The 23,153-nt window shown below is 62.4% G+C and carries 21 protein-coding genes and 1 tRNA gene; 14 read left to right on the plus strand and 8 right to left on the minus strand.

All coding sequences use genetic code 11. From position 1 onward, the window contains the following. The first annotated feature begins 32 nt into the window (after nucleotides 1-32). Both ACW4QM_RS02480 and ACW4QM_RS02485 read left to right on the plus strand, forming a co-directional pair. Nucleotides 33-548, plus strand: coding sequence for a phosphatase PAP2 family protein (locus ACW4QM_RS02480; protein ID WP_302148290.1), 516 nt, complete (start codon nucleotides 33-35; stop codon nucleotides 546-548). Nucleotides 549-766: 218 nt separating this feature from the next. Then, the gene (locus tag ACW4QM_RS02485; RefSeq protein WP_302148291.1) at nucleotides 767-1,879 is read left to right on the plus strand and encodes a helix-turn-helix transcriptional regulator; all 1,113 of its coding nucleotides are present in this window, start codon (nucleotides 767-769) and stop codon (nucleotides 1,877-1,879) included. Between the two features lie 216 nt (nucleotides 1,880-2,095). Here the strand turns inward: ACW4QM_RS02485 and ACW4QM_RS02490 are convergent, their stop codons facing one another. The 3 genes from ACW4QM_RS02490 to ACW4QM_RS02500 all read right to left on the minus strand — a co-directional run bounded on the left by ACW4QM_RS02490 (nucleotide 2,096) and on the right by ACW4QM_RS02500 (nucleotide 5,225). After that, nucleotides 2,096-3,328 (minus strand): aminotransferase-like domain-containing protein, encoded by a 1,233-nt coding sequence (locus ACW4QM_RS02490; RefSeq protein ID WP_302148292.1) that lies wholly within the window; start codon nucleotides 3,326-3,328, stop codon nucleotides 2,096-2,098. 498 nt (nucleotides 3,329-3,826) lie between these two features. Beyond that, nucleotides 3,827-4,741 (minus strand): nitroreductase family protein, encoded by a 915-nt coding sequence (locus ACW4QM_RS02495; RefSeq protein ID WP_302148293.1) that lies wholly within the window; start codon nucleotides 4,739-4,741, stop codon nucleotides 3,827-3,829. A gap of 67 nt (nucleotides 4,742-4,808) precedes the next feature. Further along, the gene (locus tag ACW4QM_RS02500; protein WP_302148294.1) at nucleotides 4,809-5,225 is read right to left on the minus strand and encodes a hypothetical protein; all 417 of its coding nucleotides are present in this window, start codon (nucleotides 5,223-5,225) and stop codon (nucleotides 4,809-4,811) included. A gap of 312 nt (nucleotides 5,226-5,537) precedes the next feature. On the opposite strand from ACW4QM_RS02500, the gene ACW4QM_RS02505 reads away from it, so the two are divergent. Continuing rightward, nucleotides 5,538-5,612 (plus strand) — tRNA-Gly (locus tag ACW4QM_RS02505). A 207-nt stretch (nucleotides 5,613-5,819) separates the two neighbouring features. Further along, entirely contained in the window at nucleotides 5,820-6,557 is a 738-nt protein-coding gene (locus ACW4QM_RS02510; protein ID WP_455798167.1) for a nitroreductase family protein, read from the plus strand. A gap of 163 nt (nucleotides 6,558-6,720) precedes the next feature. Here the strand turns inward: ACW4QM_RS02510 and ACW4QM_RS02515 are convergent, their stop codons facing one another. Then, complete coding sequence (locus ACW4QM_RS02515; RefSeq protein WP_455798168.1) at nucleotides 6,721-8,220, minus strand: aldehyde dehydrogenase family protein; 1,500 nt, start codon at nucleotides 8,218-8,220, stop codon at nucleotides 6,721-6,723. Between the two features lie 79 nt (nucleotides 8,221-8,299). After that, complete coding sequence (locus ACW4QM_RS02520; protein WP_302383633.1) at nucleotides 8,300-9,079, minus strand: SDR family NAD(P)-dependent oxidoreductase; 780 nt, start codon at nucleotides 9,077-9,079, stop codon at nucleotides 8,300-8,302. A gap of 123 nt (nucleotides 9,080-9,202) precedes the next feature. Here ACW4QM_RS02520 and ACW4QM_RS02525 point away from each other — a divergent pair, with 123 nt between their 5' ends. Together ACW4QM_RS02525 and ACW4QM_RS02530 are read left to right on the plus strand one after the other, a co-directional pair. Next, nucleotides 9,203-9,889, plus strand: coding sequence for an HAD family hydrolase (locus ACW4QM_RS02525; protein WP_114538583.1), 687 nt, complete (start codon nucleotides 9,203-9,205; stop codon nucleotides 9,887-9,889). A gap of 5 nt (nucleotides 9,890-9,894) precedes the next feature. Continuing rightward, the gene (locus tag ACW4QM_RS02530; RefSeq protein ID WP_227069931.1) at nucleotides 9,895-10,353 is read left to right on the plus strand and encodes a VanZ family protein; all 459 of its coding nucleotides are present in this window, start codon (nucleotides 9,895-9,897) and stop codon (nucleotides 10,351-10,353) included. Nucleotides 10,354-10,626: 273 nt separating this feature from the next. Here ACW4QM_RS02530 and galE read toward each other — a convergent pair whose 3' ends face one another. Beyond that, nucleotides 10,627-11,844 carry a UDP-glucose 4-epimerase GalE gene (gene galE / locus ACW4QM_RS02535; protein WP_114538584.1) on the minus strand — a complete coding sequence of 406 codons (1,218 nt, stop codon included), beginning with the start codon at nucleotides 11,842-11,844 and terminating at the stop codon, nucleotides 10,627-10,629. 314 nt (nucleotides 11,845-12,158) lie between these two features. Here galE and ACW4QM_RS02540 point away from each other — a divergent pair, with 314 nt between their 5' ends. Continuing rightward, nucleotides 12,159-13,571, plus strand: a complete 1,413-nt coding sequence (locus ACW4QM_RS02540; protein WP_157012183.1) for a phosphohexomutase domain-containing protein — start codon at nucleotides 12,159-12,161, stop codon at nucleotides 13,569-13,571. A 141-nt stretch (nucleotides 13,572-13,712) separates the two neighbouring features. Here ACW4QM_RS02540 and ACW4QM_RS02545 read toward each other — a convergent pair whose 3' ends face one another. Beyond that, a complete protein-coding gene (locus ACW4QM_RS02545) occupies nucleotides 13,713-14,156 on the minus strand; it encodes a hypothetical protein (RefSeq protein WP_147272649.1) in 444 nt (147 codons plus the stop codon). Between the two features lie 86 nt (nucleotides 14,157-14,242). On the opposite strand from ACW4QM_RS02545, the gene ACW4QM_RS02550 reads away from it, so the two are divergent. The 6 genes from ACW4QM_RS02550 to ACW4QM_RS02575 all read left to right on the plus strand — a co-directional run bounded on the left by ACW4QM_RS02550 (nucleotide 14,243) and on the right by ACW4QM_RS02575 (nucleotide 19,246). Then, a complete protein-coding gene (locus ACW4QM_RS02550) occupies nucleotides 14,243-14,497 on the plus strand; it encodes a dynein gamma chain protein (RefSeq protein WP_114538587.1) in 255 nt (84 codons plus the stop codon). A gap of 12 nt (nucleotides 14,498-14,509) precedes the next feature. Continuing rightward, a complete protein-coding gene (gene nikR / locus ACW4QM_RS02555; RefSeq protein WP_022738200.1) occupies nucleotides 14,510-14,932 on the plus strand; it encodes a nickel-responsive transcriptional regulator NikR in 423 nt (140 codons plus the stop codon). After that, nucleotides 14,932-15,957, plus strand: coding sequence for a hydrogenase expression/formation protein HypE (gene hypE, locus ACW4QM_RS02560; protein WP_114538588.1), 1,026 nt, complete (start codon nucleotides 14,932-14,934; stop codon nucleotides 15,955-15,957). The genes nikR and hypE overlap by 1 nt, the downstream gene beginning before the upstream one ends. Before the next feature lie 153 nt (nucleotides 15,958-16,110). Further along, a complete protein-coding gene (locus ACW4QM_RS02565; protein ID WP_022738207.1) occupies nucleotides 16,111-16,299 on the plus strand; it encodes a 4Fe-4S binding protein in 189 nt (62 codons plus the stop codon). 214 nt (nucleotides 16,300-16,513) lie between these two features. Beyond that, nucleotides 16,514-17,011 carry a hypothetical protein gene (locus tag ACW4QM_RS02570; RefSeq protein ID WP_114538589.1) on the plus strand — a complete coding sequence of 166 codons (498 nt, stop codon included), beginning with the start codon at nucleotides 16,514-16,516 and terminating at the stop codon, nucleotides 17,009-17,011. A gap of 300 nt (nucleotides 17,012-17,311) precedes the next feature. Then, complete coding sequence (locus ACW4QM_RS02575; RefSeq protein ID WP_256156347.1) at nucleotides 17,312-19,246, plus strand: Ig-like domain-containing protein; 1,935 nt, start codon at nucleotides 17,312-17,314, stop codon at nucleotides 19,244-19,246. A 149-nt stretch (nucleotides 19,247-19,395) separates the two neighbouring features. On the opposite strand, the gene ACW4QM_RS02580 is transcribed toward ACW4QM_RS02575, so the two are convergent. Continuing rightward, nucleotides 19,396-20,844, minus strand: coding sequence for an ATP-binding protein (locus ACW4QM_RS02580; RefSeq protein ID WP_173111393.1), 1,449 nt, complete (start codon nucleotides 20,842-20,844; stop codon nucleotides 19,396-19,398). A gap of 400 nt (nucleotides 20,845-21,244) precedes the next feature. Between ACW4QM_RS02580 and dnaK the strand changes: the two genes are divergently transcribed. Next, the gene (dnaK, locus tag ACW4QM_RS02585; protein WP_173111396.1) at nucleotides 21,245-23,149 is read left to right on the plus strand and encodes a molecular chaperone DnaK; all 1,905 of its coding nucleotides are present in this window, start codon (nucleotides 21,245-21,247) and stop codon (nucleotides 23,147-23,149) included. Nucleotides 23,150-23,153 lie beyond the last annotated feature (4 nt).

The raw sequence follows: 23,153 nt of genomic DNA on the forward strand, positions 1-23,153 counted from the left end.
AGTCAGCCAAAAGCGGAGACGGTGCCAGCGATATGGACGAGCAACGCTACGAACAACGCTACGAACAATGGGCGGCTCCCTTGCGGAGCCGTCCTGGCGTTGTGCGGGCCCTTCGCGTTCTCAACCGCGGCATCGTAGGAGTGTTCTATGCGGCCTATGCCGTATTGCTCGGATGGGCATGTGCGACCGACCCGTGGAAGCTTGCTCCCCTGTCGGGCGTGGTTGCTCTGGGGTTTGCGGCGGTGAGCGCCTATCGGAGTTGTCTTAATGCGCCTCGCCCTTACGAACGCTGCGCGATTTCGCCGCTCATTGTCCGCGATGGCGCGGGCGAATCGTTTCCGAGCCGCCATGCTTTCTCGGCCTTCGCCATCGCGGCAAGCTGGTTTGCGGCCAGCGTGCCCGTTGCCGTCGTGCTGCTGGTCGCGGCCGGTGCGCTCGCGGTTTGCCGCGTTCTCGGCGGCGTGCACTTTCCGCGCGACGTTGTTGCCGGTGCCTTCATCGGCTCTGCTACGGGTGCGCTTGCTGCTTTTCTTGCGGCGCTGCTCTAAAGGCTTGACCTGGGGTTTGCAACCAGAAGGCGCTTGTGCGTTGCGAAAATTGATGCCGAAAGTTGGTAGAATGCACCCTGAGTGACAGGTAAAGTGGTCGTTGTTGATCAACCGAACTTGTCCTTTGGGGAAGGCGACGACTGATGGCACGGGCTCCTTCGTGGAGCCCGAAGACACAGGGCAGCGGTCTTCCCTCGTTCAGAGAAAGTAGGCCCACCATGAGCTTCCGCGATAACCTTCAACATCTTCGCGCTACCCATGCGATGACCCAGGAACAGCTGGCCCTCATGCTCGGCGTCAGCCGTCAGTCCGTCACGAAATGGGAGGCCGAGAAGTCCTATCCCGAAATGGACAAGCTGCTGAAGCTGTGCCAGATATTCGACGTGACGTTGGACGACCTTGTGCAGGGCGATCTGACGACCAGCGTGCCCACGGCCGCTGTGCAAGCGCGCGCCGCCGTTCTGCGCGAGGCCGCCGGTGGGCCGCCCCAAGATGTGTGCGGCTACGATGAGCACATGCGCGCCTTCGCATGGAAGATCGCCTGGGGCGTGTTCGCTATTCTCATCGGTGTGGCGCTTCTCATGGCCGTGGCCGGTTGGGCCGAGGCGACAGCGCCCTCTCTTGCGGGCGCGAGCCTCATCCCCCTGTTCGCGGGCATCGCCGTCGGTCTCGGCCTTATCGTAACAGCTGCTTTTCAACATACGGAGTTTCAGCGTAGCCACCCCTTCATCCAGGATTTCTACACGGTGGAAGATCGTCAGCGCACCCAGCGTCTTTTCGCGTGGCTGCTTGTAGCGGGCATTGCGCTCGTTTTTACGGGCATCGTGCTTACGGCTTTGACCGACTCCTTGAGCGAATTTGTTCAGACCGAGGCGGCCGCGCTCATGATGGGGCTCATTGCGGTCGGCGTGTGGTGCATCGTATACGGTTCCATGATGCTCGGCCGGCTGAACATCGCCAACTACAACGATGCGCGCGAGCAGGCGATTGCTGAAAGCGACGAGGGTAAAGTCATTGTGAACTCCGACGCGGCGGCCCTGCGCGCGATGTACACCGACGAGCAGATCTGCGCGCTGCTCGGCGTGCCCGAGGCGTCCGATGAGGAGATCGAGCGTGCCCGCGCCCGTATCGAACGCAAGCGCCGCAAGGATCAGCTTACCAGCGGCTTGTGCGCCTGCATCATGATCGTCGCGACCATTGCCGGCTTGGTCATGCTGTTCGTGCCCGAGTACGAGACGCCGTACTTCTGGCTCGCGTGGGCCATCGGCGGCCTGCTGTGCGCTGTGGCCGCCATCGCGGTCGGCTCCTTCGTGAAGGATCAACCGAGCTGATAGAGCTCGCGTTCCCCGCTGCATCCCCCCCCCTATCGCGCATCCCACTGTAGGGGCTGACCTCGGCCTGCCCTCCCAGTCCCCACCGTAGGGGCTGGCCTTGGTCAGCCCTCGCGAGCGCGTTTTGCTCGCATGACAAAAAAAGGGGGCGACCAAGGTCGCCACCTACGGAAGATACGGAAAACGAACAGGGTGCGAGTGCCCCTTCGAAACGGTTTACAGCGCCGCGGCGATAACCTCGCCCAAGCGCTGGATGCCATCGCGAATGGTGTCGGCGTCGGCGTTGGTGAAGTTCAGGCGCATAGTGGAATACGCACCGGGCTGGGCGTAGAAAGGCTCACCCGGCACGAAGGCCACATTGCGCTCCAAGGCCTTCGGGAACAGATCCATGGTGTTCAGGCCCTCGGGCAGCGTGGCCCACAGGAACATTCCGCCTTGGGGTTTGGTGAAGGATACCTCGGCGGGGAAGAACTCGGCCATGGCGTCGGTCATCGCGCGGGCCTGGGTTCGGTACAGCTCGCGGATCTTCACCAGATGCTCGTCCAAGTCGTTGTGGCGCAGGTAGTCGAGCACCACGAACTGGGCGAACACATTGGTGTGCAGGTCGGCGGCCTCCTTGGCGGTGTTAAGGGCGCGCAGCAGGTCGTGGTCCTTCGTGAGGAGGTATCCCATACGGAAGCCCGGCGTGACCGTCTTCGAGAACGATCCCATGACCACGCCATGCGGCAGCGCCGTGCCACCGATGTAGGGCAGCGACTCGCCTTCGAAGCGAAGCTCGCCATAGGGGTCGTCCTCCACTACCACGATGTTGCGGCTTGCCAGCGCCGCGCGCACCTTCTCGCGGTTCTCGGCGGTGTAGGTAAGGCCCGTGGGGTTCTGGAAGTTCGGGATAAGGTAGATCATCTTCGCGCCGGCATCGAGCGCCGCATTGAGTTCGTCGATGTTTAGGCCCTCCTCGGTCAGCTCAACCTCGCGGAAGACGGGCTGCTGCAGCGCGAAGGCCTGAATGGCGGCCAGGTAGGTGGGCTTTTCCACGATAACTCCGTCGCCCTTGTCGAGCAGCACCTTTCCCAGAAGGTCGAGCACCTGCTGCGAGCCGGTGGTCACAAGCACGTCCTCTTCGGTGTAGTCGGTGCCGAAGCGATGGTTATAGCGATCGGCGATCCAGGCGCGCAGCTCGGGCACGCCAGCGGTCACGGAGTACTGGAAGGCTTCCGGCCCGCGCTCGGCCACCACGCGCTGCATCGACTCTAGCAGCTTTTCCTGCGGGAACGAAATGGGGTTGGGCAGACCGCCGGCGAACGAGGTCACCTCCGGATCGGAAGCCGCCTTCAGGATGGCTCGCACGAACGACGGCGGCGTGTTGGTGATGCCGTCAGACAGAAGCTCGTCGATGGGGAATTCCCCGACAGCTTCGGTGGTTTCGGTCGCGATGGTCTCGTTGGTCATGGTGTTGCCTCCGCTCGGTTGAAAGCGCTTCGTCGATGGCGTTGCGTTCGTTGACTAATCTGCTCTTCCATTTTTCCACGAACCGGCCTGTGTGCAACCATTATTTCGGCTTACGTGTAGAAGTGCTCCGCTTTGGGCGCAAACTCCGTCTTTGACAAAACTTGAGGTTTGGTACCCCGTGATCGGTTTTTAGCCCGAACTTTGGCGAAAGTCGAGGTTTGGTATCCCGATTTCTGTCAACTTCGGCGATTTGGTTCCCGGGGCCTGGAGAAACGCCTGGTCGCGAAGCGCGCGAGCGGCCTTCGCGGGTACCAAACCTCGAGATTCGCCCAAGGGCGGGTACCAAACCTCGGATCTTGCCGCGAAAAGGTACCAAATCACGCGATTTCGCCAGAATTTTCTCTTCACGCGGTACCAAATCTCCGATCTCGCCACCGCCCCGTTCCGCTGCGGTACCAAACCGCCGATCTTGGCAAGGAAGGCTGTGGAACTGAATCTCTAAAACGTCTCCTTGTGCACCTTCCCCAGCAGCGCTTCGTCGAAGGGGCGGCGCGGGGCTTCGGCTCCGGGCATGCCGAGGGAGAGGATGGCCTCCAGCTGGTAAGGAGCTGGCACCTTCAGGAGGTTCGCGACGAACTCGTGGGTCGAGCGTCCGTCGGCCGCCTGGCGCAGACGGCCCTGAATCCAGCAGCTGCCCACACCCGAGGCTGCCGCCTCCAGCTGCATGTTCGCCATGACGATGGAGCAGTCCTCCACCCAGGTGTCGGCGAGTGTCGGGTCGGCCACCACGACGATGGCTGCGTCGGCTCCGGCGAGCATGCCTGCGCCCTGTTCGCGGCATTCGGCCAGATCGTCCAGCATAGCCCGGTCGCGCACGACGATGAGTTCCCACGGCCGCCGCGAGCGCCCCGACGCTGAGCGCAGTCCCGCCTCCAGAATGCGGTCGAGCAGCACTTGCGGTACCGGCTCGCCGGAATAGCGGCGCAAGCTGCGACGACGCGCCATGGCGTCCAGCACGTCCACGCCGCCCTGGGGCGCGAACTCGGCCTTGTTCGGCAGAATTTCCAGCCAGCAGCCGTCGGGGTCTTCGATGAAGTACAGCCCCATGACCTCGTTCACGTGGCAGATGCAGCCCATCTCCTCATGCAATGCGCGGGCCGCTTCGTAGTCGTCCACGGTGAAGGCCAGATGCGAGTCGCGGCCACCGTTGTCGTAGGGTTCGGTGCGCCCGCGGTTCCAGGTGAGTTCCAATTGGAAGCCCGAGGCGTCGCTGCCCATGAACACGTTGGTCCACGAGCCGTCCTCGGGCCCCATGCGGCGAATCTCAGTCATGCCGAGCGCCTTCTCGTAAAACGCGATCGACTTCTCCAAATCCAACACATGCAGGCACCGGTGAATAGCTTTCCCGTCCATGCGATTCCTTTCTCAAGCGTTCGCGAAGATATGAGTCCGCTGGCATTTTAGCCTGAGGGCTGGCTCTCTACGACTTCGTCGTGAACTGGTTGCGGCACTTCGGACACGTGATCTTCAGCGTGCCCTTGCCCTTGGGCATCGAAAGCGACTGGCCGCACTGCGGGCACTTCAGGAACTTGGTCGTCTTGCGCTGATCCCACCGCGTGTTGAAACGAGCCCAGGCGGCGCGCGGTTTGGCCGTCAAGGCGATGTAGCGGGCGTTTTCCCGAGTGCGGGCGGCAATATTGCGCGAGAAGCAGCGGAACATGAAGTACAACAGGAACACCATGCCGATAAGCGAGCAGATGCCCAGGCCGGTGATGATTTCCAGGAACGTGAACAGCACGCCCATCCACAGCGACGCGCGCGCCAGCGCATCCGGCCCGTTGCGCCCCGCCATGAAGTTCGCCAACTTATACGGCAGATTTTGGAAGAAGTTGCTCATAGGTGCCTCCTTGGCTGTTCGACAGGCACCTTATCATGGGCACAAATGGTTGCATGAAACAATTATCAAACTGGCATAACTGCAACATCTCTTGATATCGTGCTGCTGAGAAGGCTTTATTGCTGGGCCGTCGAAACCCCGTAGGGACGGACTTTAGTCCGCCCTCGTGTTCCGATAGTGGCTACGTCTGGGGTCGGGGGGGGGGTGACTAAAGTCGCCCTCTGCGCCCTCTGCGGGAAGACCGATCAACCATGTCGAAATATGTGTTTCTTCTCGAACGGGAAAAGGTGCGCTATAATTCCCTTCACGCATGCGGGCGTCGCCAAGTGGTAAGGCCCAAGCTTCCCAAGCTTGTATTCGCGGGTTCGAGTCCCGTCGCCCGCTCCATGAACTTCCCGACCCTGCCTTCCGGCGGGGTCGTTCTTTTTTGGGCGGGGATAGGGTTAAGTTTCAAAAAGTGTGTCCGATCGGATTATTCAACGTCGGTAATTCGTGGGCATGTGGAATTCGGATATTCGGGACGAGGGCAATCGCTACTCGAGCGCATCTTGCTTGTGCTATGCTGGACGCGGCAACTTCGCTGAAAGGACTTCCATGGCCGCTCTGCAACCTGATCCCTGTGCGCTCCTTCGCTTTTCCGCCGGGCAGCTCACGCCGATGCAGGCGATAAAGGAGCGCCATGCCGTGCGTAGTTACACCGACGAGCCCCTCGCGCCCGAAGCGGTGGAGGCGCTGCGGGAGGCCATTGCCTCGGTGAACGAGGAGGCGAACCTGAACATTCAGCTTGTGCTTGATGAGCCGCGGGCTTTTACCGGCTTTAAGGCGCGGCTTGTGAACTTCACAAATGTGCGCAACTACCTGGCGCTCGTGGGGCCTGAGTGCAAGGAGCTCGACGGCATTCTGGGTTACTACGGCGAGCAGCTGGTGCTGCTGGCCCAGTCGCTCGGGCTGAACAGCTGTTGGGTCGGCGGCACCTACAAGGTGGTGAACCGCGCCTACAATGTGGACCTGGGCCAGAAGCTGGCCGCCGTGATAGCGCTCGGATATGGGGCCACGCAGGGGGTGCCGCATCGGTCGAAGGCGCCCCAGGAGGTGACCCCGGGCTACGACGGGGCGCCGGAATGGTTCAAGCGCGGGGTGGACGCGGCCCTCCTCGCTCCCACGGCCTTAAACCAGCAAAAGTTCTCCTTTGCGCTGGGCGTCGAAGAGGACGGCGCGCCGGTGGTGCGGGCGACCACCAAGCGCGGAGCCTTCACCCAGATGGATCTCGGCATCGCCCAATGCCACTTCGAGATCGGTGCCGGCCCAGCCCTCTACCGCTGGGCGGAATAACCGACTTGAAGAGCCAAGAGAACCGCTCTCTTGGCTCCTGCTCAGATCCCCGTAGGGGGCGACCTTGGTCGCCCCTGTTTTGTCGTGAGCGGTTGTCCCGCTCGCGAGGGCTGACCAAGGTCAGCCCCTACGGGGAGGCGTTCGGAAAAGGGAGCGGCGCCCGCTATTTCCCGGGCATGACCAGCTTCAGCAGGCGCATCTTCCTTTCGTTGAAGGGCGGGTTGCGGATGCCGGTCTCGATGAGGGTCGACTTCTTCATAGTGGACTTGTAATGGGTGAACGCGTCGAAGCCCACCTTGCCGTGGTAGGCACCGATGCCGGAGTTCTGCACACCGCCGAAGCCCATAGCATTACTGCTCGCGTGAATGACCACGTCGTTGATGGTGGCGCCGCCGCAGCGCACCGCATCCAGGATGTGCCGCTGGAACGCGCGGCTCTCCGAGAAGATATAGCAGGCCAGCGGATGTTTGATCGACCGCACAATGTCCAGCGCCTCGTCCACGTCGCGCCAGGTGATGACGGGCAGCGCCGGACCGAAGATCTCCTGGCTCATGAGCGGGTCATCGATGCGCACGCCCGTCACCACGGTCGGCTCAATCTGCAGCGTCTCAGGATTGCGCCGGCCGCCGAAGGCGATGCGGGTGCCCTGGGGGCGGTCGTCAATGAGCCGGCACACCATGTCGAAGTGCTTCTGGTTGATCATGTGCGGGTAGTCGGGGCTGGCCAGCACGTCTTTGCCGTAGTACGCGTGAATCCACCGCTGCAATTCTTCCACGAACTCGTCGGCCACATCCTCGTGCACAAGCGCGTAGTCGGGCCCCACGCAGGTCTGACCCGAGTTCAGGCACTTGCCCCAGGCGATGCGCTGGGCGGCGCGGCGGATGTCGGCGTCCGCGGCGATGAACACAGGGCTTTTGCCGCCGAGCTCCAGGGTGACGCTCGTCAGGTTCTGGGCCGCGGCCGTCATGATCTCGCGCCCGACGCGCGGGCTGCCGGTGAACATGATTTTGTCGAATTCCACCTGCAAGAGCCAGTCGTTCATCTCGTTTGAACCGTGCCAGCAGTACACGTAGCGCGGGTCGAACAGCTCGCGGCACATATCGCGCAGAAACTGCGACGTATGCGGCGAGGTCTTCGACGGCTTCATAGCTACGCAGTTGCCCGCGCCAATGGCGTCCACCAGCGGAATGAGCGTCAGCTGCAGCGGGTAGTTCCACGGTGACAGCACGGCCGCCACGCCGAAGGGGTAGGGGTACACCGTGGACGAAGAAGGGAAGTGCGCAAGTGGTGTAGGCACGTGCCGCGGCCGCGCCCATTGGCGCAGCTTCTTCAGGTAAAGGCGGATCTCGTCGTAAACGAGCCCCAACTCGGTGGCGTACGACTCGAAGGCGGACTTCCCCAAGTCAGCATGAAGGGCGTCCAGGGCCTCCCGCTCGTGGGCAAGCAAGTAGGCTTGCAGCCGGCGCAGCTGGCGCAGGCGGAAGTCCACGGGCAGGGTGGCGCCGGTTTCGAAGAAGGCCTCCATCTCGTTGATCTGGTTCTGCACGTCGGCCATGGAGGTGGCAACGCCGTAGTTGTTGGGGATGGGGGTCGCGGCAGCTGCAGACGTGGAAGGCGCGGAAGGCGCGACAGATGCGGAAGGCACGGAAGGCGTTTCGCTCATGAGGACAATCCTTTCGAAGGGGAGGGCCGCCGCAACCAGGCGGCGTAACGCGGTGGGGCGACAGGGAGAGGCGTTGCTATTACAGCCGGCGCAGCACGTCCCAGCCGGCCATGGTGATGCAAGAGGGAACGACCTTGCCGATGAGGCGCAGCGCCGCCGACTGAGGGCTCGCGCAGGCCACGGCGAAATGGGCCTTGTTCGCGCACAGCGCCCGACGCACCACTTCCTGCGGTGTTTGCTCGCCGAGGAGGTGCCCCACGTCGTGGCCGCCGCCCGAGGTGCGCGCCACCTTCTCGAAGCCGGTCTTCACCCAGGTGGGGCACAGCGCCGTGGCGGTGATGCCCGTGCCGTGCAGCTCCCAGCGCAGGGCGCGCGTGTAATGCAGCACGAATGACTTGGTGGCGGCGTACACATTCATATGGGGCAAGGGTGTGAAAGCGGCGGCGGAGGCCACCTGGATGATACGGCTGCCCCGTTCCATATAAGGCAGCGCCGCGCGGGTCATATCCACCAGTCCGCGGCAGTTCAGGTCGATCATGGAATCCACGGCGGCATCGGAAATGGTCTGCCAATCGCCGAACTTGCCGAAGCCGGCCGCGTTCACCAAGAACGTGACGCGGGGGTCTTCCGCGGAAAGCGTTGTGCGAATGTTCGCGATGTCGGCCTCGCTGGTGAGGTCGGCGGCTACCGCGCGGGAGGGCGTGTCCAGCTCGCCGGCCACGTCGGCCAGGGCCTTCTCGTTGCGCGCGACCAGCCACAGCTCGTCGGCCACCTGCTGCGCGTCCAGCTGCCGCGCGAACTCGCGCCCCAGCCCGGAGGACGCGCCCGTGATGATGGCTACTCGTTTCGAAGGATTCATGGAAAGCCTCTTTTCTGAACAACCGTGGGTTTAACCTAACAGTCAGAAGGCTGTTTCCGCATTGGAAGCGGGCAACCGTTACAATGATGTGGCTCTATAAAAGCTCGAAAGGACCAAAGCCTCATGGCTGCTGAAAAACCAACGCCGCCCTTCGACACGTTCGTGTTCGACGTGGACGGCACGCTGCTCGATACGCTTGACGACCTCGTCGTGCTCACTAACGACGCGCTTGCCGAATTCAACCTGCCTCCGCGCACCCGCGAGGAGATCAACTCCTATGTGGGCAACGGCGTGAAGGCGCTCATGTACCAGGCGGTTCCTGAAGGGACGCCCCAGGACGTGGCCGACGCCTGCCTCGCCCGCTGGAAGGAGAACTACGGCACCTATCCCAACGACCTGACGAAGCCCTACCCGGGCATCCCCGCCCTGCTTGCCGAGCTGCGTCGGCGCGGTTGCAAGCTGGGCGTGCTGTCGAACAAGTTCGATGGAGGCGTGCAGTTCATCATGAACAAGTGTCTCCCCGACGCTGTGGATGTGCAGCATGGGGAAGGCGGCCCGCAGAACTTCCCACGCAAGCCCGACCCCACAGGGCTGCTCACCACCATTGAAGAGCTGGGAAGCGCGCCGGCGCGCACGGTGTACATCGGCGACTCCCCGGGCGACATCCACGTGGCCCGCAATGCCGGCTGCTATGCGGTCGGTGTGGACTGGGGCTACCATGACCCGGCCGATTTCGCCGCCGAAGGCTGGGAACCCGACCTGCTCGTGAGCGATCCGAAGCAGATTCTCGTTCTTGCTCCGGAAGTCTAGCGCCTGTGTCGCAGCGAGCCCACCTCATACTCTCCTGGGTTATCGTCGCCCTGTGGACGGGCGTGATCTTCTTCATGTCCGCCCACACCGGCAGCGATTTCGACGGCACCGGCCCGCTGGCCGCGATCAAGCGTTGGCTCGTGGGCCTTGCTGCCCCCGTTTTCGGCCCCGATACCGACATCGTGAATGTGGCAGCTCATTTTACCGAGTACCTGATATTCGGTGTGCTGCTCGTTGTGGCCGCGCGGCGCACCTGGCCCGCGCTGGGATGGGGAAAGCTCGCGCTCGTCGCCGTCGCCCTCGCCAGTCTTTACGCCGTGACCGATGAGTTCCACCAGTCCTTCGTCCCCGGCCGCATGTGCGACCCCGCCGACTGGCTCACCGATACGCTGGGGGCTGCATTAGGAGCTGGCACTGCTGTTCTTGCGCTTGAAAAGATGTTGGCAAAGAGGCAAATGGGTTGATCGGGCGAGGCAAGCGGCGGGATCAGAGAGCGAAAGTCTCCGGCAGATCTGGAGGGCGATTTCGGGCGGAAATTTCGACTTGTTAGGCATGTGCATAGGTTCAAGTACGCACCGAATTGCTATGTATAATGTAATTCATGTATTAATATGCGAATCGAATACGATCATCTAATTCGCACTATTATTGAGCGCCTGGCAAACTCTAACAAGTCGAAATTATTGTCCTCGCAAAGCGCTAGTTCTGCGAGAAATGGGCACGAGAAGCTCCTGCGCCTATTCCGCGTCCCCGTAGCCGTCGGGGTTCTGGGACTGCCAGCGCCAGCCGTCTTCGCACATGCGGGCCATGTCGTATTCGGCCGTCCAGCCCAGCTCGTCGCGGGCCTTCGTGGCGTCGGCGTAGCACTCCGCGATGTCGCCGGGGCGCCGGGCCATGATGCGGTAGGGAATCTCGTGACCGCACGCAGCCTCGAAGGCGTGAATCACGTCGAGTACCGACGAGCCCTTCCCCGTGCCCAGGTTGAAGATGCCCACGCCCCGGCGCGTTCCGTCTTCCGCCGGCTCGCCGGCCACCGAGCCCACGCCGATCGGCGCGCCGGTACCCACGCGCCCGGCCATCCAATCGAGCGCCGCCACATGGCCGCGGGCCAAGTCCACCACGTGAATGTAGTCGCGCACGCCGGTGCCGTCAGGGGTGGGGTAGTCGTCGCCGAACACACCGACCTGCTCCAGCTTGCCTACGGCCACCTGAGCCACATAGGGCAGCAGGTTGTTCGGAATGCCCTTGGGATCCTCGCCGATGCGACCGGATTCGTGGGCGCCGATGGGATTGAAATAGCGCAGCAGCACGACGTTCCACTCGTTATCGCCCGTGTACAAGTCGGAAAGGATCTGCTCGAGCATCGATTTGGTCCAGCCATAGGGGTTGGTGGCGTCGTGCTTCGGGCAACTCTCAGTGATGGGCACGAACTCCGGCTCGCCGTACACGGTGGCGCTCGACGAGAACACGATGTTCTTGCAGCCGTGCTCGCGAGCAACTTCGCACAGAACCAGGGTGCCGGCGATGTTGTTCCAGTAGTACTCAAGCGGCTTGGCCACCGACTCGCCTACGGCTTTGAAGCCGGCGAAGTGGATAATGACGTCCACGGCGTGCATGGTGAAAATGGTCTCCAGGGCCGCGCGGTCCAGAATGTTCGCCTCGTAGAAGGTGAGAGAGGGCCCCGGCGCAACCTTGCGTACCGCAGCGCCGGCCACAGCCGCGACGGCCTCGGCCTCTTCCTCGTTGGGCAGATCGGCAAACACGGGCGCCACGCCGGTGATTTCGCCCACGCGCCGCACGGCCTCGCGACTGGAATTGCTCAGGTCGTCCACGATGACGACCTGGTAGTTACGCTCGAGCAGTTCCACCACGGTGTGGCTACCGATGAACCCGGCACCCCCCGTCACCAGTACGCAGGTTTCGGCGGGATCTTTCGCAAGCAGGGCGTTCGCCATGGGAGCCTTCTTTCTTGGAAACGACGACGCAGGTTTTGCGCTCTTGAATCGCATGACGCTATGGTATCAGGTTGGGATGGCTTGCCGCTATATTTGATGGAAAGCGCATGGTCAGGGCGGCCAGCGAGTTAGGGGGTTCTCCTGACTCGCTTAGGGCAAGTCAGGAGTCGAGAGAACCGTCCTCCGACTCGCGCCCCCGCCTCACCCGCGCCCAAAGAAAGCCGCCTTCAACGAAAAGGCGACTTCTATGGCTCGCATCCTCTATAATCGTTCTCGCAACAAAACTCGCAGAAAAGGCCCAGGAGGCATTGCTCATGGCTGACATTCATTTTGGAACCGACGGCTGGCGCGCCATCATCGGCGAAGATTTCACGCCCGACAATCTGAACCGCGTCGTCGCGGCGGCGGCCCGCATCTTCAAGGAGGAGGCCGTGGCCGCTGGCCGCGATCCGCAAGCCCCGGGTACGCTCATCGTCGGCCATGATTGCCGCCAGGACGCCCACGCCTATGCCGAGCTGGCCGCGCAGGTGGCCGCAGGCGAGGGCTTCAACGTGCTGCTCACCGAGGACTATTGCCCCACGCCCACGCTGTGCTGGTCGGTGGCCCATAACGACGACGCGGTGGGCGGCATCATGCTCACGAGCTCCCATAACCCCGCCGAGTATCTGGGCGTGAAGCTGCGCATGGCCGACGGCGGCGCGAGCCCCGCCGAGTTCACCGACCGCGTCGAAGCCGTGCTGCCGCCCGAGCCGACGGACATTCTCGGCCCCTTCCAAACGGCCGACCTCATGACCGACTACCTGGCCGCCCTGCGCGAGCTGGTCGACGTCGAGGCCATCCGCGGCGCCAACCTGCGCGTGGTGTGCGATCCGCTTTACGGCGCCGGCCGCCACTATCTGGCTGGCCTTCTGCGCGACATGGGCGTGGAGGTCGTGGAAATCCACAACACGGAGGACCCCACCTTTGCCGGGCTGCATCCCGAGCCCATTCAGCCTTGGGTCGATGAAGGCCTCGCGAAAGTGGGCGAGCTGGGCTACGATGCCCTGTTCATCAACGATGGCGACGCCGACCGCATTGCCGCTGGCGACTCGCGCGGCAACTACGTGAACGCTCACCGCATCATCACGCTGCTCACGAAGCACATGGTCGACCGCGGCGAGACGGGCCGCGTGGTGTCCACGGTGACGGCGTCGGCCATGCTCGACCGCATGTGCCGCAAGCTGGGGCTGGAGCTCGTCAGTACGCCCGTCGGCTTCAAGTGGATCTACGGCGAGATGGAAAAGGGCGGCGTCATGATCGGCGGCGAGGAGTCCGGCGGCATCGGGCTTCCCGATCACGTGAAGGAACGCGACGGCCTGCTCATGGCGCTTTTGCTCACGGAATGCATGGCCCAGTCGGGGAAGGACTTGGGCACGATCATCGACGAGATGCTCGCCGATATCGGCCGCTTGGAGTTCGCTCGCCGCGGCCTTTCTGTCACCGACGATCAGATGGCCCGCTTCCGCGCCGAAACCGTGCCCACGTACACGGCCGACGAGATTGCCGGCAAGCGCGTGCTGGACGTGGATCGTCGCGATGGCGTGAAGCTGCTTTTGGAAGGCGACGCCTGGGTGATGATGCGCCCCTCCGGCACCGAGCCGCTCGTGCGGATCTACGCCGAGGCGGCCACCACCGACGAGGTAAACGAGCTTCTGGACGCTGCCGAAACGGTGGTCACGAGCCTGTAGGCCGTCTCGGCACAACGCGCCCGAAAGGCCGCCAGAGCCACTGTGCCCTGGCGGCCGCCCGACTTTTGAAGCACTGTTTGTAAAACAACCAAAATAGCGAAAAAATAGTGAAATTGGAGTTTCGCTATTCAGAAGGTCTCTCTACCGCAGCTTCTTCAGGAGCGCCCAGGCGCGTTGTTTGTCGGCGGGGGTGTTCATCATGCCTTCGAAGTCTTGGAAGATGGCGGCGGTGCGGCCCATCAGGCGATTGTCGGCATCCAGGGTCACCGGTGTGCGGTAGGCGGCCGAAAGCGCCTCGGCGGCGAAGGCGTCGCAGGCCACAAGCGCCACGGGGTCGAGGCCTTCCACGATGGTTCGCACGTCTTCCGCGCCCAGCTTGCCCTCGGCGGTTTCCACGACCACCTGCGCCAGAGGGGCAGTGCCGAACTCCAAGCTCACCGCCGATTTCTCTAGGGCCTCCAAGGCTGCGTCGCCCAAAGGGGTCTCGCTCAGCACGAGCAGCGTGGAGGTTGGCGCGCCGGTCAGGTGGCTGCCGTACAGCATGAGCACCGATTCGCCCGTTACCTCAAAAATGTTACTTTTCACGGAAGAAATCACACTCCCTCTTGCGCTGCGCTCGCACTCGCGATAAAACATTCCTGTATATAGTAGCAAATTCCAAGGAGGCGCCCATGTGCACCAATGGAGTCAACACCGGCCAGCTGGAAATGATGATCGACCAGATCGACGACCACATTAAGCTCGAGCGCCGCCATGCGCACGATCTGGGGCATTTGGCCTCCGACGCCGGGTTTGCCACGGTGGGGGAAAAGCTGCATGACGTGATGCGCCTGCTCGACGAGGTGCGCGCCGCACTTGACGAGGCCAAAGAGGCCATGGAAGATGACGCGAAGGATGCCGCCGGCTTCACCGTCGCCCGCGTCTAGGCGGCGCGACCGATGAGCAACGACCTTGTTCGTTTCTCCGTGGCCATGCCCGAGGGGCTGCTCATGGAGTTCGACCAGCTGGTGGCTCGCCGCGGCCTGGCGAAGAACCGCAGCGAAGTGGTGCGCGATTTGGTGCGCGACGCCCTCGTGGAAGAAGAGTGCGCAACGCCTGGGGGCCTTGTCATGGGCACGCTCACCATTATTTACGACCACCACTCCAACGATCTGCAGGAGAAGCTGCACACCATTCAGCACGACTACTTCGACACCATCATCTCCACGATGCACGTACATGTGGACGAGCATATGTGCTTGGAGGTTATCGTCATGCGCGGTGAAACGGGCCTCGTGCAAAGCGTGGCCAACCTCATTTTGGGCACCAAGGGCGTGAAGAACGGCAAGCTGGTGCTTACCACCACGGGAAGGTTTATGTAATGGCAGACGAGAAGGTAATGCTGGGGCATGGTTCCGGCGGTTCCATGATGAAGCGCATCATCGACGAGGTGTTCTTCGAGGCCTACGGCACCGACGAGCTTCTGCGCGGCGATGACGCGGCGGTGCTGCCGGCCCTCGCGCCGGGTGAGCGCATCGCCTACTCCACGGACAGCTTCGTGGTGACGCCGCATTTCTTTCCCGGCGGCGACATCGGCCGTTTGGCGGTGTGCGGCACCGTGAACGACGTGGCCACCTCCGGCGCCCGCCCGCTGTATCTCTCCTGCGCCTTCATTCTGGAAGAGGGCTTTCCCATGGATGACCTGCGCCGCATCTGCGCTTCCATGGCCGAGGCGGCGCGCGAGGCCGGCGTACGGTTCGTCACCGGCGACACCAAGGTGGTGAACCGGGGCCATGGCGACGGCATCTATATTAATACGAGTGGCGTGGGCGCTCTCGCCGAGGGCGTGAACTTGGGCGGCGCGCAAATTCGTCCCGGTGATGCAGTGCTGGTGAGCGGCACCCTGGGCGACCATGGCATCACCATCATGAGCTGCCGGGAGGGCTTGAATTTCTCCGCGAACATCGAAAGCGATGCGGCACCGCTGAACCACCTCATCGCCGATGTGCTGGCCGCGGCGCCGCACACCCGTTGCTTCCGCGATCCCACGCGCGGCGGCATTGCCTCGACGCTGAACGAGCTGGCCGAGCAGTCCGGCACCGACATCACCGTGGACGAGGATGCCATTCCCGTGAAGGACGCCGTGCTGGGCGCCTGCGAGATGCTCGGCTACGACGTGATGCAGGTGGCCAACGAGGGCAAGATGGTCTGTGTGGTGGCCGCCGATGAGGCTGAGGCGGCGTTGGCCGCCATGCGGAAGAGTCCCTATGGTGACGACGCCGCCATTATCGGGCGCGTGACCGAGGCCGACCCGGCCCGCGGCCCCAAGGTGTTCCTGCGCACCGCTTTCGGTAGCACCCGCATCTTGGACATGCTCGTCGGCGAGCAGCTTCCCCGTATTTGCTAGTTCGTTACGCACTCCTTAGCCGCCCCCTGAAAAGTTTTCTATTTCTACTTGCGCTTTGGCTCTTTCATGGTATCTTGCGCAGTGAAGTAACGGGGGGCGGAAAGCCCCTGCTTCATAGACGAGGATTATCACCCGAGAACGAAGGAGCTTCCCATGTCTCATCCCGTAATTGAAGCTGACGAGTGCATCGGCTGCGGCATCTGCGTTGACGCGTGCCCCCAGGAAGTGCTCGAGGTCGTCAATGGCGTTGCCGACGCCGTGAACGAGGAAGCTTGCATCGCTTGTGGCGACTGCGTCGAGGAGTGCCCCATGGGTGCTATCCCGGAGATCGTCGAGGACTAACTCTCAATTTTCGGTAAGTGCGATTGAACGCGGAGTCTTCCGGAGTCTCTTTTATCGAAATCCATTGAAAGCCCGTTGCTGCTGCAGCGGGCTTTCTTGCGAATTGAGTAAATGAACACGCAAAATGAGGTAGCCTGTCGTACCTTAAAGGGGTAAAATTGGCGAAATGAAAATGAGTTGCCCCACGAGAAGCAACATTCAGGAGTCACGTCGTATGCGAAAGAGCAACTGGATCATAGCCGCTGTGCTTCTGCTGGCTTCCGTTGCCTTCCTCTGGATTTGGCATGCGTTGCAGTTCGATCTCGTGGACAACCCTCTCGATATCGTGGTGACGGTTGTCTGGTGGGTCGTTATTGTCGCTGCCTGCGTTGCCATTCACTGGGCCGAAAAGAAGCGTCAGGAACGGATCCGCACAATCTTCGTTGCGCCGGGGCTGCTCTACAACAGCGAGATGGGAGTGGTGCGTCTGAGCCCCGATGATGAGGTGGTCGACGCGTTGCAGGCGATTCTCTCGAACCTTACCTATGGGTTCGAATTAGCCGAGCTGCCTGCCAACTCACGAGTGCGCTTCCAGCGCATCGTGCATTCCTCGAAGTTCGGCGATGCGGGAGCCACCTGGGAGGGCGATGTCGTGGAGGTTTCACGCCCCGATCGCCCCAGGGAGTTCCATGATCGCAATGAATTGGCCTCTCTGGTTCGCGGCGCCGTTTAGCAAATTTCTCTGAAGGACTTTCCTTATGGCGGCTTCGGCCGCTTTTTCTTGCCTGTCATTTCCATTTCAGAACAGAAGAATGACAAATTCATATCAAATGCAATGTCATTACCCTATCAATATCCTATCAACTTACCGCAAAAGCGACTTCCTCTTTAAAGCTGCGTAGAATTCTCATCGATATTGAAATCACTCTGCATTATGCGTATCGCCGGTGTTTTCGGTATCGCACTCACAGCCTGAAATGTGAGGATGCAAGGCGGCGAAAAAGCCGCCGGGGTTAAGGAGAAGTTGGTGGAAATGAACACAATACAGCGATTCGCCGACGCGCGTAACTGCCTCGAGGGAAAGATCGTGGCGGTCGCGCTCTCTCTGCTTATGGCGCTCTCGTTCCTGAACGTCTCGGTGTTTGCCGATGCTGCGCTGGCCGTCGAAGGCTTCGATGGTGAAGTGGGCGAGAAGACGACGGAGCCAACGCCGCCTGAAAATGCTCCGGAGAAGGCGTCCGAGAGCGTTTCGACGCCGACGAATGATGGCGCCAGCGAGACGCCCGCCCAGAAAGACGACGGCCCCCTCGATGCTCCGACGTCCGATGGCCTGCAAAACAATGCGGCCGTCCTGACCGTCGACACCGATGATGTGACGGTGGAGCTGACCGCTGCGGGTGCGCTTCCCGAAGGAGCGCGGCTGACGGTTGATGTGGCGGTAAACGACGAAGGCAAGACCGCCATGGAGAAGGCTCTGGAAGAGGGATACGGGCTGTACCGCATCTACCGCCTCGGCCTTGTTGACGAGGCAGGCGATCCGCTCACGCTTTCTGACATGGGCTACCGCGTTACCGTGACGTGGAATGGCATGTTTGCGGGCGAAATGAAGGCGTATCGCATTGATGGCCCCGACACGGTCACTGAAATAACGCTGGAAAAGCCCCTTACGACTCAGGGCGATATCAATCCCAACGCTCTCACGTTCTCCACTGATGTGCTCAATGCTCCCTTTGCGTTCGCCATGCCGACGCCCAGTGACGATGAGGGCGACAAGCCGAACGGGCCTGCCGACCCGACCAATCCTGAGCAGTCCGTAATTCCGGGTGATGAGAACGTCGGTGAAGGTGATGGCGACAACGCCGAAAATGACAACGGTTTCGGCAAAGAAGGCGACGTGCCCGGCACCGATAACGGCGATACCGGTACAGGCGCTGACGCTGACGTGGACGCTCCCGAGCAGCCTGCGCTGTCCGAGCCCGCCGCGAACAAGCCCGTCGATGACTCGGACAACGAGCATCAGCTCACCCTGTATGTGGGCGAGGTTCGCGATCTGCACCGTTTTGCCGCTTCTGGCGGCACGTGGGCTTCCGAAAACCCGGCTGTGGCCGAGGTTGCCACCACGGGCAAGGTGACAGCGGTCGCTCCGGGAGACGCGGTGGTGCGCTGCGGCGAGGTTACGATCAACGTCACGGTGCGTCCGGCTCTGACCGAAGACGCCGAAGGCCCCCAGCTTGCCTACTTCTACTTCCTGCCGCCCTCCGAGAATGGTTTGAACGGCGGTGCCGCGGTGGCGGCTGGCAGCGACATGAGCGGCGCTACGTTCCTCGGGTCGGGCGCCGCGCAACTGCCCTCGGGCTATGACGGACACAGCGCCCTGCTCAATGGCACGGTGCTGCCTCTCAGCAAGGATGCCAACGGCAACGAGATCCGCAACAATTACGACGTGCAGGTTGTTCCCGGTACCTTCACCATCGGCCCGGCCGGCTCTACGGTGGTGCCGCCGCGCAACCCGCTTCTGCCGCCGCGTTCGAGCCTGGGCGCGGGCATGCCGGCGGGGGCCACGACTCCGGCTGATGCCATTGCCGGCGTGGTGACGACGATGGTCGGAAGCCAGCGCGCTGCTGCCGTGGCCGAGCAGTTCGGGGCTGTGGCGGGCATCATTCTCGACGAGGACGTCCCCATGGCCGCAAGCGTCTCCTTCGATAACGAGGAGCCCACGGTGACGCGTGTCGGCGGCGAGGTCATCGAGGACGACGCCACGGCTCTGGGCGCCTTCGACGAGCCCCACTGCTGGGTGCACTGGGTGATGCTCATTGGCGTTCTGCTCACGGTGGGCTACGCTGCCGTGGTAGTGGCGAACCGCCTCGGTTACGCCCGCAGGATTGACGACTTCAACAACTCGCTTACCAGCACGGTTACGACGGGAACCGAAGATACTCGCGCGGCCCGAGTCGCCCATAAGGCCTAAGGGCGCAAGCGGCCGCAGAGGCCGACGAGTCGCACGGATCAGGACGCGCGACCGGCGGCCAACTCCATGGACTGCCCGCACGGATCAGGACGTGCGGGCAGTCTTGTTTTCAGATCTGGTTGAGCAAGTTCGAAGAAGGGTGCGATGGGCTACTGAACCTGCCAGAACCCCGACTTGTCCGAGCCGATGCGGGCAATGAGCCCCAAATCGCGCAACCGGCGGAAGCTGCGGCGCACGGTGCTCTCGCTGATGTTGAGGTTCTTGGCGATGCGCGGCGCGGTGAGGCGCCCGTCGATGTCGAGCATGGCGAGCACTTTCTCGTCATTCAGCGTGAGGCTCGTGTCCTGCTGGGTCGCCCGGGCTCGTGCCGTCTGCTGCACTTCGGGCAGGTCAGCTCGGGCCACTGGTGCGGCGCTGATGGCGTTCGCGTGCGTTATCGAGGCGGTCAAAAGGCTGTCTGAATCCATGGGAAAGCACACCATAGTCTCGTCGTCGCGTAGTTCGAAGATGGGCTCGGGCGTGCCGGCTTCCATGCAGCTCATGCGGATGCGCGAGACCCCGTTGCTCCAGCCGTCGATGATGCCGAGCGAGCGCAGGGCCGCCACGAGATTGGGGTTGTTGGGCCGCGATGTGTGGCGTCCGAGGAGCGCGCCCACGGTCCAGGTGCGGGGCGGTCGGCCCACGTTGTCGATGCAGAGGCGGTCGGTGAACACGCTCACCTGCACGGGGGCGCCGCTGTCGTAGTTCTTATGGGCGAGCGCGTTGAGCACGGCTTCGTGCACCGCATCCCGAGGCGGTCGACCATGGCCACCGGCGGTGCCGAGACGGTAGGTGCCGTGCGGGGCCGGCTCCTCTTCCGGTAGGTACTTCTCAAAGAGCAGCTCGACGGTTGAGTGCACTTGCTCGATGAGGGAACCGAAGACCTCGTCCTCGTAGATGGGCGTGCCGCCGTGGCTTCCGAAAAACCCGATGCGCACCGTGGCGCCGGGAATGTACTGGTGCGGTCGGTTGTGCAGCAAAAGGATGCCGGCATTGGTGGGAGTGCCGACGCCGGTCATGAGGCCCGCATGGCGTAGCGTCTGCTCGATGGCCGAGGCTTCGTCGAGGTCGACGGTGAGGTCGGTATCACGAGCCGCGCCGGTGAAGCGCGTGACGAGGCCCATGTTCAAATCGTCCAGACTGGCCTGCACCACAGGACGCTGCTCCCATTTGACGTCGACTTCCATGTCGCGCTGCATGAGCCGATCGAGCGCCTCGTCGTCAAGGATGTGGTTCTCGCCATCTTTATAGAAGAAGAAAATACCGCGGAAGCTGATAGGGTCATTGGCCGGCGGAATAACCACCTCCAAACAGAAACGACCGCTATCGAGCACCAATTCCACCGCGCAGGTGAGGTTGAGCGATTGCGCGATAAGCCCGGGAATGGTTTTCATGAGGCGGCTTGTGCGTCGCTTCACGGCGCCGCGGCTGTCTACGTCGGCATCCAGAATGAGGCGACCTCCACCGGCGTTGGCGATGCCGCAGACCAGCTCGAGGCATTCCGTGTCACGCCAAGTGGCCCGGCGCGCGATAGGAAGCGAAGATTCGGATGGGAGCATAATGGCCTCTCTTACCCTGGCAGTACCGTCGCATTACATTATATATAAACAGCAGCTCTCTGTTCGACGACGAGAAGAAGGGAATGCCGGGCTCGTTTTGCAATGAGCGATCGACTCATAGACATAAATCATTCATATATCGCTTCACGAGAAGCGCTTAGGAAAGTGAAGAGGCACGCACTCAATTTCTTTGAATTCCCCCTGATAACAGCATTGTTTTAGTTTGGCAACAGAAGCTTCGTGTCGTGTCTGCACCATATTTCGGCGCGTATTGTGCTGGGAAGTGAGCTTGTCTCACTGAATGTTGTTGAGAAAACTTGACAGCACCAGACTAAGGTTTTATAGTGCATCTCAACATCATTCATCTATACGTGAAACTGTGAAAGCGAGGCAGTACACAATGGCTAAGATTCTTGGCATCGACTTGGGCACGACGAACTCCGCCATGGCCGTCATGGAGGGCTCCGAGCCCGAAATTCTGGTGAACGCCGAGGGCGATCGCACCACCCCGTCTGTGGAGGGCTTCCGCAAGGACGGCGAGCGCGTCGTCGGCAAGGCCGCGAAGAACCAGGCGGTCACCAATCCTGAGAACACCGTCTCTTCCGTGAAGCGCTTCATCGGCCGCTCCTACGACGAGACTCCCGAAGAGCAGAAGACCGTCAGCTACAAGGTCCAGAAGGGCAAGGACGGCCGTGCGGTCATCGATATCGACGGCAAGGACTACACCCCCGAGGAGATTTCCGCCATGGTGCTTCAGAAGCTGAAGACCGATGCGGAGAAGCAGGTGGGCCAGCCCATCACCCAGGCCGTCATCACCGTGCCGGCTTACTTCAACGACGCTCAGCGTCAGGCCACCAAGGACGCCGGTAAGATCGCCGGTCTGGAGGTCCTGCGCATCATCAACGAGCCGACCGCTGCGGCGCTCGCTTACGGCCTCGACAAGGTCGACCATGACGAGAAGATCCTCGTCTTCGACCTGGGCGGCGGCACCTTCGACGTGTCCGTGCTCGAGCTTGGCGATGGCGTGTTCGAGGTAGCCTCCACCGCTGGCGACAACCACCTGGGCGGCGACGACTGGGATCAGCGCATCATCGACTGGATGGCCGACAAGTTCCAGGCCGAGAACGGCATCGATTTGCGTAAGGACCCCATGGCCCTGCAGCGTCTGAAGGAAGCGGCTGAGAAGGCGAAGATGGAGCTGTCCTCCACCACGCAGACCAACATCAATCTGCCCTTCATCACCGCCGACGCCTCCGGCCCGAAGCATCTTGACTACACGCTGACCCGCGCCGAGTTCGAGCGCATCACCAAGGATCTGCTCGACCGCTGCAAGAAGCCGGTGGAGCAGGCGCTGAAGGACGCCGGCCTGAAGATGGGCGAAGTTGACGAGGTCATTCTCGTCGGCGGCTCCACCCGTATGCCGGCCGTGCAGGAGCTCGTGAAGCAGCTGACCGGCAAGGCCCCGAACATGTCCGTGAACCCGGACGAGGTCGTGGCCATGGGCGCCGCTGTTCAGGGCGGCGTGCTCGCCGGCGACGTGCAGGGCATCCTGCTGCTCGACGTCACCCCGCTGTCCCTCGGCGTTGAAACCATGGGCGGCGTGATGACCAAGATGATCGAGCGCAACACCACCATCCCGACCCGCAAGACCGAAATCTACTCCACAGCGGCCGACAACCAGACCTCCGTCGAGGTGCACGTCCTGCAGGGCGAGCGCGAGATGGCCGCGGGCAACAAGACCTTGGGCCGCTTCCAGCTGACCGGCATTCCGGCTGCCCGTCGTGGCGTGCCGCAGATCGAGGTTACCTTCGACATCGACGCCAACGGCATCGTGAACGTGTCCGCTAAGGATCTCGGCACCGGCAAGCAGCAGCAGATCACCATCTCCGGCTCCACGGCCCTGTCCGACGACGAAGTGGACCGCATGGTGAAGGACGCCGAGCAGCACGCCGAAGAGGACGCCGCTCGCAAGGAAGAGGCCGAGGTGCGCAACAACGCCGACGCTCTGGTGAACGCCACCCAGCAGACGCTGGACGAGCTGGGCGACAAGGTTCCGGCCGACGCCAAGACCCAGGCCGAGGAGGCCATCGCCGAAACCAAGAGCGCTCTTGAGGGCACCGACGTCGACGCTATCAAGGCGGCGACCGAGAAGATCCAGCAGGCCGGCTACAAGCTCGCCGAGGTCGTGTACTCCACCGAGGGTGCAGCCGCCGGCGCCCAGGCAGCCGCTGCCGAGACGGCTCCGGCCGATGACACCATCGAGGCCGACTACGAGGTCGTCGATGACGAGAACGAAGGGAAGTAAGAAC

The organism is Adlercreutzia sp. CNCM I-6207, assembly GCF_977072305.1.

Bases quoted from the DNA above. Each gene is read 5' to 3' on its own strand.
- ACW4QM_RS02480 (WP_302148290.1), top strand. From the start codon at position 33: ATGGACGAGCAACGCTACGAACAACGCTACGAACAATGGGCGGCTCCC.
- ACW4QM_RS02485 (WP_302148291.1), top strand. From the start codon at position 767: ATGAGCTTCCGCGATAACCTTCAACATCTTCGCGCTACCCATGCGATG.
- ACW4QM_RS02490 (WP_302148292.1), bottom strand. From the start codon at position 3,328: ATGACCAACGAGACCATCGCGACCGAAACCACCGAAGCTGTCGGGGAA.
- ACW4QM_RS02495 (WP_302148293.1), bottom strand. From the start codon at position 4,741: ATGGACGGGAAAGCTATTCACCGGTGCCTGCATGTGTTGGATTTGGAG.
- ACW4QM_RS02500 (WP_302148294.1), bottom strand. From the start codon at position 5,225: ATGAGCAACTTCTTCCAAAATCTGCCGTATAAGTTGGCGAACTTCATG.
- ACW4QM_RS02510 (WP_455798167.1), top strand. From the start codon at position 5,820: ATGGCCGCTCTGCAACCTGATCCCTGTGCGCTCCTTCGCTTTTCCGCC.
- ACW4QM_RS02515 (WP_455798168.1), bottom strand. From the start codon at position 8,220: ATGAGCGAAACGCCTTCCGTGCCTTCCGCATCTGTCGCGCCTTCCGCG.
- ACW4QM_RS02520 (WP_302383633.1), bottom strand. From the start codon at position 9,079: ATGAATCCTTCGAAACGAGTAGCCATCATCACGGGCGCGTCCTCCGGG.
- ACW4QM_RS02525 (WP_114538583.1), top strand. From the start codon at position 9,203: ATGGCTGCTGAAAAACCAACGCCGCCCTTCGACACGTTCGTGTTCGAC.
- galE (WP_114538584.1), bottom strand. From the start codon at position 11,844: ATGGCGAACGCCCTGCTTGCGAAAGATCCCGCCGAAACCTGCGTACTG.
- ACW4QM_RS02540 (WP_157012183.1), top strand. From the start codon at position 12,159: ATGGCTGACATTCATTTTGGAACCGACGGCTGGCGCGCCATCATCGGC.
- ACW4QM_RS02550 (WP_114538587.1), top strand. From the start codon at position 14,243: ATGTGCACCAATGGAGTCAACACCGGCCAGCTGGAAATGATGATCGAC.
- nikR (WP_022738200.1), top strand. From the start codon at position 14,510: ATGAGCAACGACCTTGTTCGTTTCTCCGTGGCCATGCCCGAGGGGCTG.
- hypE (WP_114538588.1), top strand. From the start codon at position 14,932: ATGGCAGACGAGAAGGTAATGCTGGGGCATGGTTCCGGCGGTTCCATG.
- ACW4QM_RS02565 (WP_022738207.1), top strand. From the start codon at position 16,111: ATGTCTCATCCCGTAATTGAAGCTGACGAGTGCATCGGCTGCGGCATC.
- ACW4QM_RS02570 (WP_114538589.1), top strand. From the start codon at position 16,514: ATGCGAAAGAGCAACTGGATCATAGCCGCTGTGCTTCTGCTGGCTTCC.
- ACW4QM_RS02575 (WP_256156347.1), top strand. From the start codon at position 17,312: ATGAACACAATACAGCGATTCGCCGACGCGCGTAACTGCCTCGAGGGA.
- ACW4QM_RS02580 (WP_173111393.1), bottom strand. From the start codon at position 20,844: ATGCTCCCATCCGAATCTTCGCTTCCTATCGCGCGCCGGGCCACTTGG.
- dnaK (WP_173111396.1), top strand. From the start codon at position 21,245: ATGGCTAAGATTCTTGGCATCGACTTGGGCACGACGAACTCCGCCATG.